Origin of the sequence: Streptomyces sp. NPDC052040 (assembly GCF_044548405.1) — a bacterium.
Lineage (GTDB): Bacteria > Actinomycetota > Actinomycetes > Streptomycetales > Streptomycetaceae > Streptomyces.
On record NZ_JBIUBV010000006.1, the window covers coordinates 1 to 13,475 of the forward strand.

At 71.0% G+C, this 13,475-nt stretch carries 10 protein-coding genes; 5 read left to right on the plus strand and 5 right to left on the minus strand.

Translation table 11 applies throughout. The annotated features are described in order from the left end of the window. Window positions 1-293: 293 nt before the first annotated feature. The 4 genes from ACIHAA_RS14505 to ACIHAA_RS14520 form a co-directional block, all read right to left on the minus strand. Window positions 294-983, minus strand: a complete 690-nt coding sequence (locus tag ACIHAA_RS14505; RefSeq protein ID WP_399816799.1) for an AAA family ATPase — start codon at window positions 981-983, stop codon at window positions 294-296. Window positions 984-1,017: 34 nt separating this feature from the next. Beyond that, window positions 1,018-1,836, minus strand: a complete 819-nt coding sequence (locus ACIHAA_RS14510; protein ID WP_399816801.1) for an ABC transporter permease — start codon at window positions 1,834-1,836, stop codon at window positions 1,018-1,020. Between the two features lie 91 nt (window positions 1,837-1,927). Further along, a complete protein-coding gene (locus ACIHAA_RS14515) occupies window positions 1,928-2,899 on the minus strand; it encodes an ABC transporter ATP-binding protein (RefSeq protein WP_399817409.1) in 972 nt (323 codons plus the stop codon). Window positions 2,900-3,010: 111 nt separating this feature from the next. Next, a complete protein-coding gene (locus ACIHAA_RS14520; RefSeq protein WP_399816803.1) occupies window positions 3,011-4,225 on the minus strand; it encodes an NYN domain-containing protein in 1,215 nt (404 codons plus the stop codon). Window positions 4,226-4,450: 225 nt separating this feature from the next. Here ACIHAA_RS14520 and ACIHAA_RS14525 point away from each other — a divergent pair, with 225 nt between their 5' ends. Continuing rightward, entirely contained in the window at window positions 4,451-4,636 is a 186-nt protein-coding gene (locus ACIHAA_RS14525) for a hypothetical protein (RefSeq protein ID WP_399816805.1), read from the plus strand. Between the two features lie 120 nt (window positions 4,637-4,756). Here ACIHAA_RS14525 and dnaE read toward each other — a convergent pair whose 3' ends face one another. Then, window positions 4,757-8,296: a DNA polymerase III subunit alpha gene (gene dnaE, locus ACIHAA_RS14530; protein WP_399816807.1), complete on the minus strand. Its 3,540-nt coding sequence runs from the start codon at window positions 8,294-8,296 to the stop codon at window positions 4,757-4,759. A 344-nt stretch (window positions 8,297-8,640) separates the two neighbouring features. On the opposite strand from dnaE, the gene ACIHAA_RS14535 reads away from it, so the two are divergent. From ACIHAA_RS14535 to ACIHAA_RS14550, 4 genes are all read left to right on the plus strand, one after another. Continuing rightward, a complete protein-coding gene (locus tag ACIHAA_RS14535; RefSeq protein ID WP_399816809.1) occupies window positions 8,641-9,966 on the plus strand; it encodes a DUF2252 domain-containing protein in 1,326 nt (441 codons plus the stop codon). Window positions 9,967-10,059: 93 nt separating this feature from the next. Further along, on the plus strand, window positions 10,060-10,752 hold the full coding sequence (locus ACIHAA_RS14540) for a hypothetical protein (RefSeq protein ID WP_399816811.1): 693 nt from the start codon (window positions 10,060-10,062) through the stop codon (window positions 10,750-10,752). Between the two features lie 81 nt (window positions 10,753-10,833). Beyond that, on the plus strand, window positions 10,834-11,673 hold the full coding sequence (locus ACIHAA_RS14545; protein WP_399816813.1) for a thioredoxin domain-containing protein: 840 nt from the start codon (window positions 10,834-10,836) through the stop codon (window positions 11,671-11,673). Window positions 11,674-11,796: 123 nt separating this feature from the next. Further along, window positions 11,797-13,458: an alkaline phosphatase D family protein gene (locus ACIHAA_RS14550; RefSeq protein WP_399816815.1), complete on the plus strand. Its 1,662-nt coding sequence runs from the start codon at window positions 11,797-11,799 to the stop codon at window positions 13,456-13,458. Window positions 13,459-13,475: the final 17 nt, after the last annotated feature.

A 13,475-nucleotide genomic window follows, 5' to 3' on the forward strand; every position in this document is an offset into this window, starting at 1 on the left:
ACCCCGCCCCGCGGCCACCGGGCCCCCCTGGGGCGGGGCGGCCCCCCCCCCCCCGCCCGGGGGGGGGGGGGGGGGCGGGACCCGGCCCCGCAGACCGCCGCCAGCGACCCTGACCGCTCGACGAACGGCCCGTCCTGCGCTACTACGGAAACATGTCGAAGAGGACACGCAAGCGCAAATGGCGCATGAAGAAGGGCCACGCGAATCACGGCCACCGTCCTGCATGACACCCGTCCAGGCGCCGGCCGGCCCCGCAGGGGCTGTTCCGGCGCCTCCGAGAAGGTCAGCGACGGCTAGGCCGAGGGGGGTGCGGCCGGGCCGTACGGGGTCGCGTAGGGGTCCGGGTCCCGGGGGCCGAACAGTGCCGTGAGGCCGAGGTGCACCACCAGGGTCGCCACCGACCAGGCCAGCAGCGCCCCCTTCGCCCCGAGCTTCAGCGGCGCGGAGAACGTCACGCCCTTGCCCACGGCCTTGGCGTGCGCCAGCACATCGCCCGAGGGGCCGAGCCAGACGCCCACCCGCCAGGCGAGCAGTGAGCCGAGCAGTCCGCCCACCGCGAGCGCCGCGACCAGGGGCACCCCGCCCCGCCTGCGCAGCAGGAACACGGCCAGCGCGCTGATCAGGCCGAACCCGGCCGCCAGCAGCGTGAACGTGCCGTCCACCCCGATGGCCTGCTCCCCCTCGGAGTCCTTGAGGTAGACCACCCAGGCGTTGTCGACGACGTCCCCCACGAGGGGCACCCGCGGCGCGAGCCAGGACCACAGCACCCCGAGCAGCGCCCCGGCGACCGCCACGGCCACCGTGATCACGGCGGCTTCCCGCAGCTCGGTCCTCATCCCGGGTCCGTCCGCCGGATACGCGGCCGTGGCGCCGTGCGGAGCGGGTCCCTCCCCGGCAGGCTCGGAGACGGCTTGCCACCCGTCGCCGGAGGAGTGCGAGGGCTGTTCGTGCGGCGGCGGAGGCGGAGTCAACGGAGCGGTCACCTTCACATCCTGCCAGTCGAATCTGTGCGCCGTGTCACCGGACGGCCGCCCGGCGGTACGCCCAGGTGGCCATGGCCAGCGAGACGGCCCCGACCCCGGCGCACACGGCCAGGTCGCCGAGGACCAGCGGCCAGTCCGGGTGCCCCCCGAAGGTCCGCGCAAACGCCTCGACCCCGTAGGTGGACGGCAGCAGATCCCGTACGAGCTGAATGGCCCCGGGCATCCGCCGGGCGGGCAGCACCCCGAGGAGCAGCGCCGCGGACATGCCCAACTGGCCGAGCAGGGTGGCCAGTTCGGGGCGTGGTGCGAGCAGCCCCAGCGCGGCGCCCAGCCCCGACAGGGCCGCCCCGGCGAGCGGGATCACCGCCACCAGCACCCAGAGATGGCCGAGCGGCAGTCCGAACAGGGCGCAGCCGAAGACGGCGGTGACCACCGTCCCGGGCACCGTGAAGGAGGCGTAGGCGCCCGCCGCTCCCAGGACCACCGCGGCGGCCGGCACCGGCAGTGTCGCGTAGTGGTCGAGGCCGCCGCTGCCGCGCAGCTGCCCGAAGTACTGGGCCAGCAGGTTGAGGCCGACGTACGCGACCACCAGCACGGACGACCCGGCGACCACGGAGCGGGCGTCCGCCCCGCCGTCCACCACCCCGCGCATCATGATCATGATGCCGACCGACTGGAAGACCGCCACGAACAGCAGCGGGATCCGTGCGACCCGCGCCCGGGAGAGCTGCGCCCGGTAGACGGCGGCGAGCGACGGCCACAGCCGGGCCCGGGGCCCGAGGGCGGCCTCGCCCCGGACGGCTTCCTCGGCCACCCGCGCGCCGGGCAGAACCTCGGCGGGTACGACACTCACCTCGTGCTGCTCCTCTTCGTTCCTGCCGCCACCCCGTCCCCCGCGGGGGCGGCACCCCTGCCGCTGCATACGGATCCGGCGCCTTCGGTGCTCATGCCTTCACCAGACCCTGGGTGCTGCCGCCGAGCGCCAGATAGACGTCCTCCAGGCTGGGCGTGGCCAGGGTGAAGTCGTCGAGGGCGGCGAAGGCCGTACCCCCGGTGACGGTGGCGACGGCCGCGCGCGCCTCCTCCGGGGCCATCCGCAGCGTCCAGCGGCGGCCGGACTCCACGGCGCGGGTCCGCAGCTCGGCGACCTCCGGGACCTCCAGCGGGGCCCGTTCGCGCCAGACGAGCTCGACCCGCACCTCCCCCGCGACCCGCTCCTTGAGCCCGGCGGGGGTGTCGCAGGCGATGACCCGTCCCCGGTCGAGGACGGCGACCCGGTCGAGGACGGTCTCGGCCTCGATGACGTTGTGGGTGACCAGCAGGACCGTCGTGCCGTACGCGGCCCGCCGCCGGTCCACGGCCGCCCAGACGGCACGCCGGGCGACGGGGTCCATCCCGGTGGTCGGCTCGTCGAGCACCAGCAGGGGGCGCTCCCCCATCAGGGCGGCGGCGAAGCAGGCGAGCCGTCGCTGACCGCCGGACAGCTTCTTCAGGGGGCGCCCGGCGATCGGCGTCAGTCCGAGTTCGTCGAGCACCGCGTCCCGCCGGGCACGGGCCTCGCGCAGATCGAGGCCGCGCAGCCGCCCGGTCGTCTCGGCCGCGAGGGAGACGGTGAGTTCGTCCAGGGCGGTGGACTCCTGCCCGAGGTAGGCGAGGATCCGTGCGGCCCGCTCGGGGTGGCGCACGATGTCGTGGCCGAGGATCTCCACGCTGCCGTGGTCGGGCCGCATCAGCCCGGTCAGCTGGCGTACGAGGGTGGACTTGCCGGCGCCGTTCGGCCCGAGCAGTCCGAAGACCTCCCCGCGCCGGACGTCCAGCCGTACGCCGTCGGTGGCCCGCACCTCGGGCGTTCCGGGGGCGCCGCGGCGCCCGCGCACGGCCGGATAGGTCTTGGTCAGCCCGCGCACGGCGCACACCACGTCGCCGTCCTGCCGTGGTGCCTGTCCGGTGCGCGTGTTCACAAAGGACGAGGGTAAGGGGTGGCGGACGCCGGGCGGCCCTCGGGGCCCGTCGGAGCCCCGGGCCGCCTACTCCCGCGCCGGGGCGGTCTCCGCCGTGGTGCGCTGGTCGATCTCCCGCCAGAATCCCGCCCGGATCGCGTACCGGTCGTGCTCGTCGATCTGGTCGTCCTTGTGGGCGAGCAGGCCGAAACGCGCCGCATAGCGCAGCAGTTCCCCGTCGATGCGGTGCGGCACCCGCGGGTACATGCCCGAGAGCTTCGGGAGCTGAGCGGGGTCGGCCAGACGTTCGATCCACCGTCGGGCGAACACCTGTCCTACCTCATAGGGGTCACCGCCGACCGTGGTGATGTCCTCCTCCCGGTCGGCCCACCGCTGTTCCGCGGTCGTCAGCTGCGCCAGCGTGGGCAGGGTGGAGGCCTCCGGCGACTCGGCCGCGACCGGCCGCTCCACCCAGCCCTTGTCGGACGACCAGCGCAGGGTGGCCCCGGCGGGCTGCTGCGCGGCCCCCTGCCCGGTCGAGCGCAGCGCGGCCAGGTCCTTCGGCGTGGGGACGCCCTTGGGTGCCGGGAGGCGCTCCGGGGAGCCGTTCCGCGAGACGGCCGCGGCGGCGTGCTCCGGCTCGGGCGCGGGGCGCTCGGCCGCCGCCGCGAGCGCCGACTCGGGCAGCGGCGCGGAGAGGATCGCGGTGATCTCCGGGCGCGGGTCCGGCGGGGGCGCGCACACCCCGCCCTGCTCCTTGGCCCGCAGGGCCCGGGTGATCCAGGCCCGGTCCAGCACCCGCCGCTCGTCGGCCTCGGCGACCAGGTCCTCGGACTGGTTGTAGTCGCCGTCCGCGGCCTGCACGGCCCACAGATGTACGGCGACCCCGTGCTCCTTGGCGGCCATCATCCCCGGCAGCAGGTCCCCGTCGCCGGTGACCAGCACGACGTCCGAGCAGGCGCGGTTGCGGGCCAGCTCGGTCAGCTCGGCGTGCATCGCGGCGTCCACGCCCTTCTGCGCCCAGCGTCCGTCGCTGCGGGTCAGCGCGCCCAGCCGCACGGTGACCCGGGGCATCACCCGCAGCCTGCGGTGCTCGGGCTGCGGGACCCGGTCGGGGGCGCCGTCGAACCAGTAGATGCGCAGCAGGGGCCGTTCCGTGTCGGACTCGGCGCGCTCGCGCAGCCCCTGGATGAGAGCGGCGTGGTCGACGGTGATCCGGGACCGCGAGGGCTCCCCGGCAAGCAGGCTGGCGGCAGCCCCCAGCAGATACCCGGCGTCCACCAGGACGATGCAGCGGTCCACGCGATCCACCCTCTTTCCGGGAGGTTTGCTTCGGGCTTGCTTCGAGTCTGCCCGACCACCGGGAGGTTAACGGCCCGAACTCGATCTTCGGCGTGGCGGATCGGAGGGCCTGCGCACGAACAGGCGTTGTCACACACGGTAATTATCCGACATGCGGCTGTTGTCAGCCTATGTGAATCTGGTCCCGGCTCTGGCCCTCAGATCCCCCTTAGGAGGCAGATCACCATGGCCAAGAACAAGAACCGCAAGCAGTCCGGTCCGCAGAACCGCTCCGCCAAGGCCGAGCAGGCCCAGGAGCAGAAGCCGCGCCGGGATGCCGCCTCGGAGTCGCACGAGTCCCCCATAGCCCACGTCCAGGGCAGCCCCTCGGAGGCCGCCCGCAAGAAGCAGAAGAGCTTCGGCCACAACTGAAGCCGTTTCCAGGGAACCTGAAGCCTCGTGCGGCCAGGGGAGCCCGGATATGCACCGAGGGGCGCACCCAGTGGCTGGTGCGCCCCTCGCGTATCGCCGCGGACCCGTCGGCCGGGGCGGTCAGCCCGTCAGGCAGGAGGGTCCGAGCAGGACCTTCAGGTCACCGTAGAGCGCGGGGTCCGGCTTGACGCGATGGCGGTCCAGCCGCAGGACGGTGGTCTTGCTCGGGCCCTGGAGCTTGATCCGCACCTCGCTGTCGCCCTTGTGGTGGCTGAGGATCTCGCCGAGGCGGCTCACCATCGGCGGGGTGACCTTCATCGCGGGGATGGTGAGCACCACGGGCGCGTTGGCGCCCGCGTTCGACAGGTCCGGGACCATGAGTTCCATCGCGACCAGCCGCGGCACGTCCTCGCGCTTGTCGAGGCGGCCCTTGACGAACACCACGGCGTCCTCGACGAGTTGGGTGGACACCAGCTGGTAGGTCGCCGGGAAGAACATGCACTCGATGGAGCCGGCGAGGTCCTCGACCGTGGCGATCGCCCAGGCGTTGCCCTGCTTGGTCATCTTGCGCTGGAGGCCCGAGATGATGCCGCCGATGGTGACGACCGCGCCGTCCGCGTGCTCGCCCCCGGTGAGCTGGGCGATGCCCGCGTCGGCCTTGTCGGACAGCACATGCTCCAGGCCGAAGAGCGGGTGGTCGGAGACATAGAGACCGAGCATCTCCCGCTCCTGGGCGAGCAGATAGGTCTTGTCCCACTCCTCGTCGGTGAACTGCACATCGAGTCCGAAGCCGGGCTCGCTGCTCTGCTCCTCCCCCATGCCGCCGAAGAGGTCGAACTGCCCCTCCGCCTCCTTGCGCTTGACCGCGACCACGTTGTCGATCATCGGCTCGTACTGCGCGGTGAGGCCCTTGCGGGTGTGCCCCATGGTGTCGAAGGCGCCCGCCTTGATCAGCGACTCGGTGGTGCGCTTGTTGCAGGCGACCGCCTCGACCTTGTCGAGGTAGTCGGGGAAGGAGGCGTACTTCCCCTTGGCCTTGCGGGACTTGATGATCGACTCGACCACGTTCGTGCCGACGTTGCGCACGGCTTCGAGGCCGAAGAGGATCACGTCGTCGCCCTGCGCGGCGAAGTTGTGCACCGACTCGTTGACGTTCGGCGGGAGCACCTTGATGCGCATGCGGCGGCACTCGTTGAGGTAGATCGCCGACTTGTCCTTGTCGTCCTTGACCGAGGTGAGCAGCGCCGCCATGTACTCGGCGGGGTGGTTGGCCTTGAGGTAGGCGGTCCAGTACGAGACCAGGCCGTACGCCGCGGAGTGGGCCTTGTTGAAGGCGTATCCGGCGAACGGGACCAGCACGTCCCACAGGGCCTGGATGGCCTCGTCGCTGTAGCCGTTCTTGCGGGCGCCGCCCTGGAAAATGGTGAAGTTCTTCGCCAGTTCCTCGGGCTTCTTCTTGCCCATCACCCGGCGGAGGATGTCGGCCTCGCCGAGCGAGTACCCGGCGATGATCTGGGCGGCCTTCTGCACCTGCTCCTGGTAGACGATCAGGCCGTGGGTGACGTCCAGGACCTCCCTGAGCGGCTCCTCCAGCTCCTTGTGGATGGGGGTGATCTCCTGCTGGCCGTTCTTGCGCAGCGCGTAGTTGGTGTGGGAGTTCATGCCCATCGGGCCCGGGCGGTACAGGGCCGACACGGCGGAGATGTCTTCGAAGTTGTCCGGCTTCATCAGGCGCAGCAGGGAGCGCATGGGGCCGCCGTCGAACTGGAAGACGCCGAGCGTGTCACCGCGCTGGAGCAGTTCGAAGGTCGTGGGGTCGTCCAGCGGGAGGCTCAGGAGATCGATGTCGATCCCCTTGTTGGACTGCACCATCTTGACGGCGTCGTCCATGATCGTCAGGTTGCGCAGGCCGAGGAAGTCCATCTTCAGCAGGCCGAGCGACTCACAGCTCGGGTAGTCCCACTGGGTGATGGTCACCCCGTCGGTGTGCCGGACCCAGACGGGGACGTGCTCGGTGATGGTCTCGCTGGACATGATCACACCGGCCGCGTGCACGCCCATCTGCCGCACCAGGCCCTCCACACCGCGCGCGGTGTCGATGACCTTCTTCACGTCCGGCTCGTTCTCGTACATCCCGCGCACCTCGCCCGCCTCCGAGTAGCGCGGGTGGTTCGGGTCGGTGATGCCGGCGAGCGGGATGCCCTTGCCTAGGACGTCGGCGGGCATGGCCTTGGTGATGCGGTCGCCCATCGCGTACGGATAGCCCAGCACGCGCGCGGAGTCCTTGATCGCGTTCTTGGCCTTGATGGTGCCGTAGGTGCCGATCATGGCGACCTTGTCGGCGCCGTACTTCTCCGTCACATACCGGATCACCTCGACGCGCCTGCGCTCGTCGAAGTCGATGTCGACGTCGGGCATCGAGATGCGCTCGGGGTTGAGGAACCGCTCGAAGATCAGACCGTGCGGGATCGGGTCGAGGTCGGTGATGCCCATGGCGTAGGCGACGATCGAACCGGCCGCGGAGCCTCGGCCGGGGCCGACCGCGATGCCGTTGTTCTTGGCCCACATGATGAAGTCGGCGACCACGAGGAAGTACCCGGGGAAGCCCATCGAGATGATGACGTCCATCTCGTAGTCCGCCTGCTTCTGGCGGTCCTCCGGGATGCCGCCGGGGAAGCGGCGCTCCATGCCGCGGCGCACTTCCTCCTTGAACCAGGTGACCTCGGTGTAGCCCTCGGGGATGTCGAACTTCGGCATCAGGTCGCGCTTCTCGAACATGCCGGTGGTGTCCACCATCTCGGCCACGAGGAGCGTGTTGGCGCAGCCCTCCTGCCAGGCGTCCGAGGAGTCGATGGCGTACATCTCGTCCGTGGACTTCAGGTAGTAGCCGGTGCCGTCGAACCTGAAGCGGTCCGGGTCGGAGAGGTTCTTGCCGGTCTGGATGCACAGCAGCGCGTCGTGGGCGCCGGCCTCGTGCGCGTAGGTGTAGTGCGAGTCGTTGGTGACCAGCGGCGGGATGCCGAGCTTCTTGCCGATCTCCAGCAGTCCCTCGCGGACCCGGCTCTCGATCTCGATGCCGTGGTCCATCAGCTCCAGGAAGTACCGGTCCTTGCCGAAGATGTCCTGGTAGTCGGCGGCGGCCTTCAGGGCCTCGTCGAAGTGGCCGAGGCGCAGCCGGGTCTGCACCTCACCGGAGGGGCAGCCGGTGGAGGCGACGATGCCCTCGGACCACTGGGAGATCGTCTCCTTGTCCATCCGGGGCCACTTCTGGAGCCAGCCCTCGGCGTAGGCGTCCGAGGAGAGGCGGAAGATGTTGTGCAGACCGGTGCTGTTCACCGCCCACATCGTCTTGTGGGTGTAACCGCCGGAGCCGGAGACGTCGTCCCGCTTCTGGTGCGGCTGGCCCCACTGGATCTTGCGCTTGTTGCGCCGGGACTCGGGGGCGACATAGGCCTCGATCCCGATGATCGGGGTGATGCCGGACTTCTGCGCGGTGTGGAAGAAGTCGTACGCGCCGTGCAGGTTGCCGTGGTCGGACATGGCGATGTGCGTCATGCCCATCTCATTGCACGCATTGAACATGTCCTTCAGCCGCGCGGCACCGTCCAGCAGCGAGTACTGGGTGTGGACGTGCAGGTGCGTGAACGGCGGCTTTGACACGGTTTCGGCCTCCAAGTGCTGATACGACGTACAGCGCCCGGCCCGGGGCGGTGGTCCGGGGGGCGCGCGCAGGCGGCGGTCGTCCGGCCGTCGGCGGACGGTCCGGGGGGACAGCTTGGAAGTCTATGCCTCGGGACTGACACTCGGCGGGCTCGGCCGCGTACCGTCCTCCGGAGGAAAACGCGGACCCCGCATCCGTACTTTTGTGCGATGGACACGGTTCCGCCTCCCGGGCCCTCGTGCCGGGGCGGCGGGCACTTTCCGCGTACGGTCGTCCGTTGGAAGGGAACGGGCGATCCGCTCCCACACGTCACGCACCATCCCGTACCTGGAGGCACCCCGCGATGTCGGTTCCGCAGCTCAGTGCTGAGCAACGCGGCGAGGAGATCCTCGCCGTCTTCGACACCGCCTTCGGCGAGCTGCTCGCCGCCGACCCGGCCGCGTTCCGCGTGAAGTTCCGCAAGATGGCGGCCTCCGCCTTCGCGTTCTACCGCGGCACGGCGTGCCTCTTCTGCCACGACCTGTCCGCCGAGAAGCGCGGCGGCCCCTATCTGGACGACCGCACCTCGCGGGTCTGGATCCACGGCGACCTGCACGCCGAGAACTTCGGCACCTACATGGACTCCACGGGCCGCCTGATCTTCAATGTGAACGACTTCGACGAGGCCTACGTCGGCCCCTTCACCTGGGACCTGAAGCGCTTCGCGGCCTCGGTGGCGCTGATCGGGTACGCGAAGGCGCTCGGCGACGAGCAGATCACCGAGCTGGTCCGGGTCTACGCGACGGCGTACCGGGAGCGCATCCACGCCCTGGCGACCGGCGCCAAGAGCGACGAGGTGCCGCCCTTCACCCTGGACACCGCCCAGGGCCCGCTGCTGGACGCGCTGCGCGACGCCCGCTCGCTGACCCGCTTCGAGCTGCTGGACTCGATGACCGAGATCCGCGACTTCGAGCGGCGCTTCGCCCCCGGCGGCGGCTCCGTCGAGCTGGACGCGGCCACGCGCTACAAGGTGCTCGCGGCCTTCGACGGCTATCTGGAGACCCTTCCGGAGTCGTCCCTGACCCGCCCGGACTCCTACCGGGTGAAGGACGTGGTCGGCCGCCGCGGCATCGGCATCGGCTCCGCGGGCCTGCCCTCGTACAACATCCTCCTGGAGGGCAACAGCGACGCCCTGGAGAACGATGTGGTGATCTACATCAAGCAGGCCCAGACCCCGGCGGTCTCCCGCCACATCACCGACCCGGCGATCCGCGGCTACTTCCAGCACGAGGGGCACCGCACGGTGATCTCCCAGCGTGCCCTTCAGGCACACGCCGACCCCTGGCTGGGCTGGACGGAACTGGACGGCGCGGGCCAGCTGGTCGCCGAGATCTCGCCCTACGCCGTGGACCTGGACTGGAGCGACATCGACGACCCGGAGGAGATCGCCGCGGTCGTCGCCGACCTCGGCCGCGCCACGGCCGCGATGCACGCGGCGGCGGACGACCAGTCCGGCGAGTCCCTGGTGCCCTTCTCCACCGAGCGGGCCATCGACGCGGCGATCGCCGCCGACGAGGAGGGCTTCCCGGAGCTGCTGGTGGACTTCGCGCACGCCTATGGGACCCGCGCCCGCACCGACCACCAGATCTTCGTGGACCTGTTCCGCAACGGCCGGATCCCGGGTCTGTGATCCGGCCCCGATCACACCTCCCACAACGCTCCCGTAACACCTGACGCCCCTTTAAGGACCCCTTACGGGAGCACGTGGGAAACTCTCCACGCCATGGACATATCCGGGACCCAGCTCAGAGCCGTGCGCGCGGCGCTGTTCACGACGGTGGTCGTGACCCTCAGCGGCGCGTCGCACGTGGTGCTCTCCGAGGTCCCCCTGCCGAGGGGGACGGTGGCCGCGGTCGCGGCCACCGTCTTCGTCGTCTCCTACGCGCTGGCGGGCCGCGAGCGGGGCTTCGCGCACATCGCCGCCCTGCTCGTCCCGCTGGAGCTGGCCGCCGACACGGTGTTCACCACGGGCCAGCACGCCTGCTACGGACGCGCGGGCGGCCCGGTCACCGGACCGCTGCACTCGGTGGGCCTGGACGTCCTGTGCGACGGCGGCAGCATGGGCTCCCCGCTCGCCCGGGTCGCCGGACCCGGCACGGACCGTCTCGCGGCGCTCCTCGCGCACGCCGACCCGGCCACCGCCTGGCTGCTGCTCGCCGCCCATGTGAGCGTCGGGCTGCTGGCGGCGGCCTGGCTGCGCCGGGGCGAGCGGGCGCTGACCCAGCTGCTGGGCGCCCTGGTCGCGACGGGCTTCCGCCCCCTGCTGCTGGCGGTCGCCGCGGTGCGGGTACGGCTCGAACCGGCCGTCCGGGCACCGCGCCCGGCCCTGCGCACCGCCACCGCCCGCATTCGGCTGTTCGTGCACTCCCTGGGACGGCGGGGCCCGCCGCGTCCGGTCGCGGCCGCCCTCGGCTGACGCCGGGGCGCCACCCCGAGCACGGACGTCCCCGAATCCAGTGCGCGCACCACCGGTGCGCGCGTCCCCAGGAGAACACCCATGAGCAAGCGGAACAGCCAGGCGGCGAAGACGGCGGCCCGGGAGCGGCTGCGCCAGGAGCGCGAGCGCGACGCCAAGCGCGCCAAGGTCAGGCGGCAGCTGGTCGTCGCCGCCTCGGTCGTCGCCGTTCTCGCGGCGGCGGGCGGCATAGGCTACGCCGTCGTCCAGAACAACAAGCCGGGCCACTGGGAGGCCGTGAAGAAGGACAAGGTCGTCGCCCCGGCCAACACCTCCGGCACCGACGGCACCACCGTCGTCCTCGGCAAGAGCAGCGCCACCAAGGTCCTCAAGATGTACGAGGACCCGCGCTGCCCGATCTGCAGCGAGTTCGAGCAGGCCGTCGGCCCCACGGTCAAGTCGGACTACGACGCCGGCAAGTTCAAGATCCAGTTCGTCGGCGGCACCTTCATCGACGGCGACGCCCTCGGCAAGGGGACCATCGGCTCGCGGGGCGAGGGCTCCAAGGCCGCGATGAGCGCCCTCGGCGCGGCGCTGAACGTCAGCCCGGAGGCGTTCCTGGAGTACAAGACCGCCCTGTACTCCAAGAAGTTCCACCCGGACGAGACCGAGGACACGTTCAAGTCCCACGACTACCTGATCAAGGTGGCGAACACGGTCCCCGCCCTGAAGAACAACGCCACCTTCGACAACGCGGTCAAGAACGGGACCTACGACGCCTGGGCGCTGGCCATGTCGAAGTCCTTCGACACCAACAAGGACGGCGTGACGGGCACCCCCACCCTCATGATGAACGGCAAGAAGATCACCGGCCCCGACGGCAACGCGCCCATGTCGGCGGGCGACTTCACCACGGCGATCAACGCGGCCCTCAAGGGCTGACCCGGCGTGCCGTCCGCGCGCGGGATTCGATAAACCTGCCGCAGACGACCGCATGTTGAAGAGCGGGCGAACATTTCGTGTTCGCCCGCTCTTTGTTCGTACCGGTCAGTAATCTGATCGGCCGTGACCAGTCGATACACATCGCCCGAGAGCTCCGGCTCCCTCTCCCCCCGCCGCCGCACGGTCGTCAAGGCCGCTGCCGCGACCGCCGTGCTCGGCGTCCCGCTCGCCGCCGCCCTGCCCGCCCGGGCCGCCGCCGACACCCCCGCCTTCCTGCACGGTGTCGCCTCCGGCGACCCGCTGCCCGACGGCATCCTGCTGTGGACCCGGGTGACGCCCACCTCCGACGCGGTGCCCGGCTCCGGGGTCGGTCCGGACACCCGGGTGGACTGGGTCGTCGCCACGGACAAGGCGCTCACCCGCGTGGTCGCCAAGGGGTCCGTCACCGCGACCGCCGCCTCCGACCACACCGTCAAGGCGGACGTGCGCGGCCTGACGCCGGCCACCGACTACTGGTTCGGCTTCTCGGCCGGAGGCACCGCCTCCCCGGTCGCCCGCACCCGCACCGCCCCGGCCGCGGACGCCTCCGTGGCGGGCCTGCGCTTCGGCGTGGTCACCTGCGCCAACTGGGAGGCGGGCTACTTCTCCGCCTACCGCCACCTCGCCGCCCGCAGCGACCTCGACGCCTGGCTGCACCTCGGTGACTACATCTACGAGTACAAGTCCGGCGAGTACGCGGCCCGGGGCACGGTGGTCCGCCCGCACGCCCCCGCCAACGAGATCATCACCCTCGCCGACTACCGGATCCGGCACGGCAAGTACAAGACCGACCCCGACCTCCAGGCACTGCATCTGAAGGCGCCGGTCATCGCGATCTGGGACGACCACGAGTTCGCCGACAACGCCTGGTCCGGCGGCGCGGTCAACCACACCGAGGGCGCCGAGGGCACCTGGACGGCCCGCAAGGCGGCCGCCAAGCAGGCCTACTTCGAGTGGATGCCGGTCCGCCCGGCGATCGAGGGCACCACCTACCGCAGGCTGCGCTTCGGCAAGCTGGCCGACCTGTCCCTGCTGGACCTGCGCTCCTTCCGCTCCCAGCAGGTGTCCGGCACCAGCGGCTCGGTCGACGACCCCAACCGCACGATCACCGGCCGCGCCCAGCTCGACTGGCTCAAGGCGGGGCTGAAGGCGTCCGACACCACCTGGCGGCTGGTCGGCAACTCCGTGATGATCGCGCCCTTTGTGGTCGGCTCCCTGACCGCGGACCTCTTCAAGCCGCTGGCCAAGCTGCTCGGGCTGCCGCAGGACGGCATATCCGTCAACACCGACCAGTGGGACGGCTACACGGACGACCGCCGTGAGCTGCTCGCCCATCTGCGGGACAACACCATCAGGAACACGGTGTTCCTGACCGGCGACATCCACATGTCCTGGGCCAACGACGTGCCGATCGACGCCGGGACCTACCCGCTGTCCGCCTCGGCCGGCACCGAGTTCGTGATCACCTCGATCACCTCCGACAACCTGGACGACATCGTCAAGGTCCCCCAGGGCGTGGTCTCCGCGGTCGCCGCACCGCTCATCGAGGCCGCCAACCGCCATGTGCACTGGGTGGACACCGACCGCCACGGCTACGGCGTGCTGGACATCACCGCCGACCGCGCGCAGATGGACTACTACGTCCTGTCGGACCGCACCAGCCCGAACGCCACCTCCTCCTGGGAGCGTTCGTACCGCACGCGCAGCGGCACCCAGCAGGTCGAGCGGACCTACGACCCGGTGTAGGGCGGGACGCCCGAGCG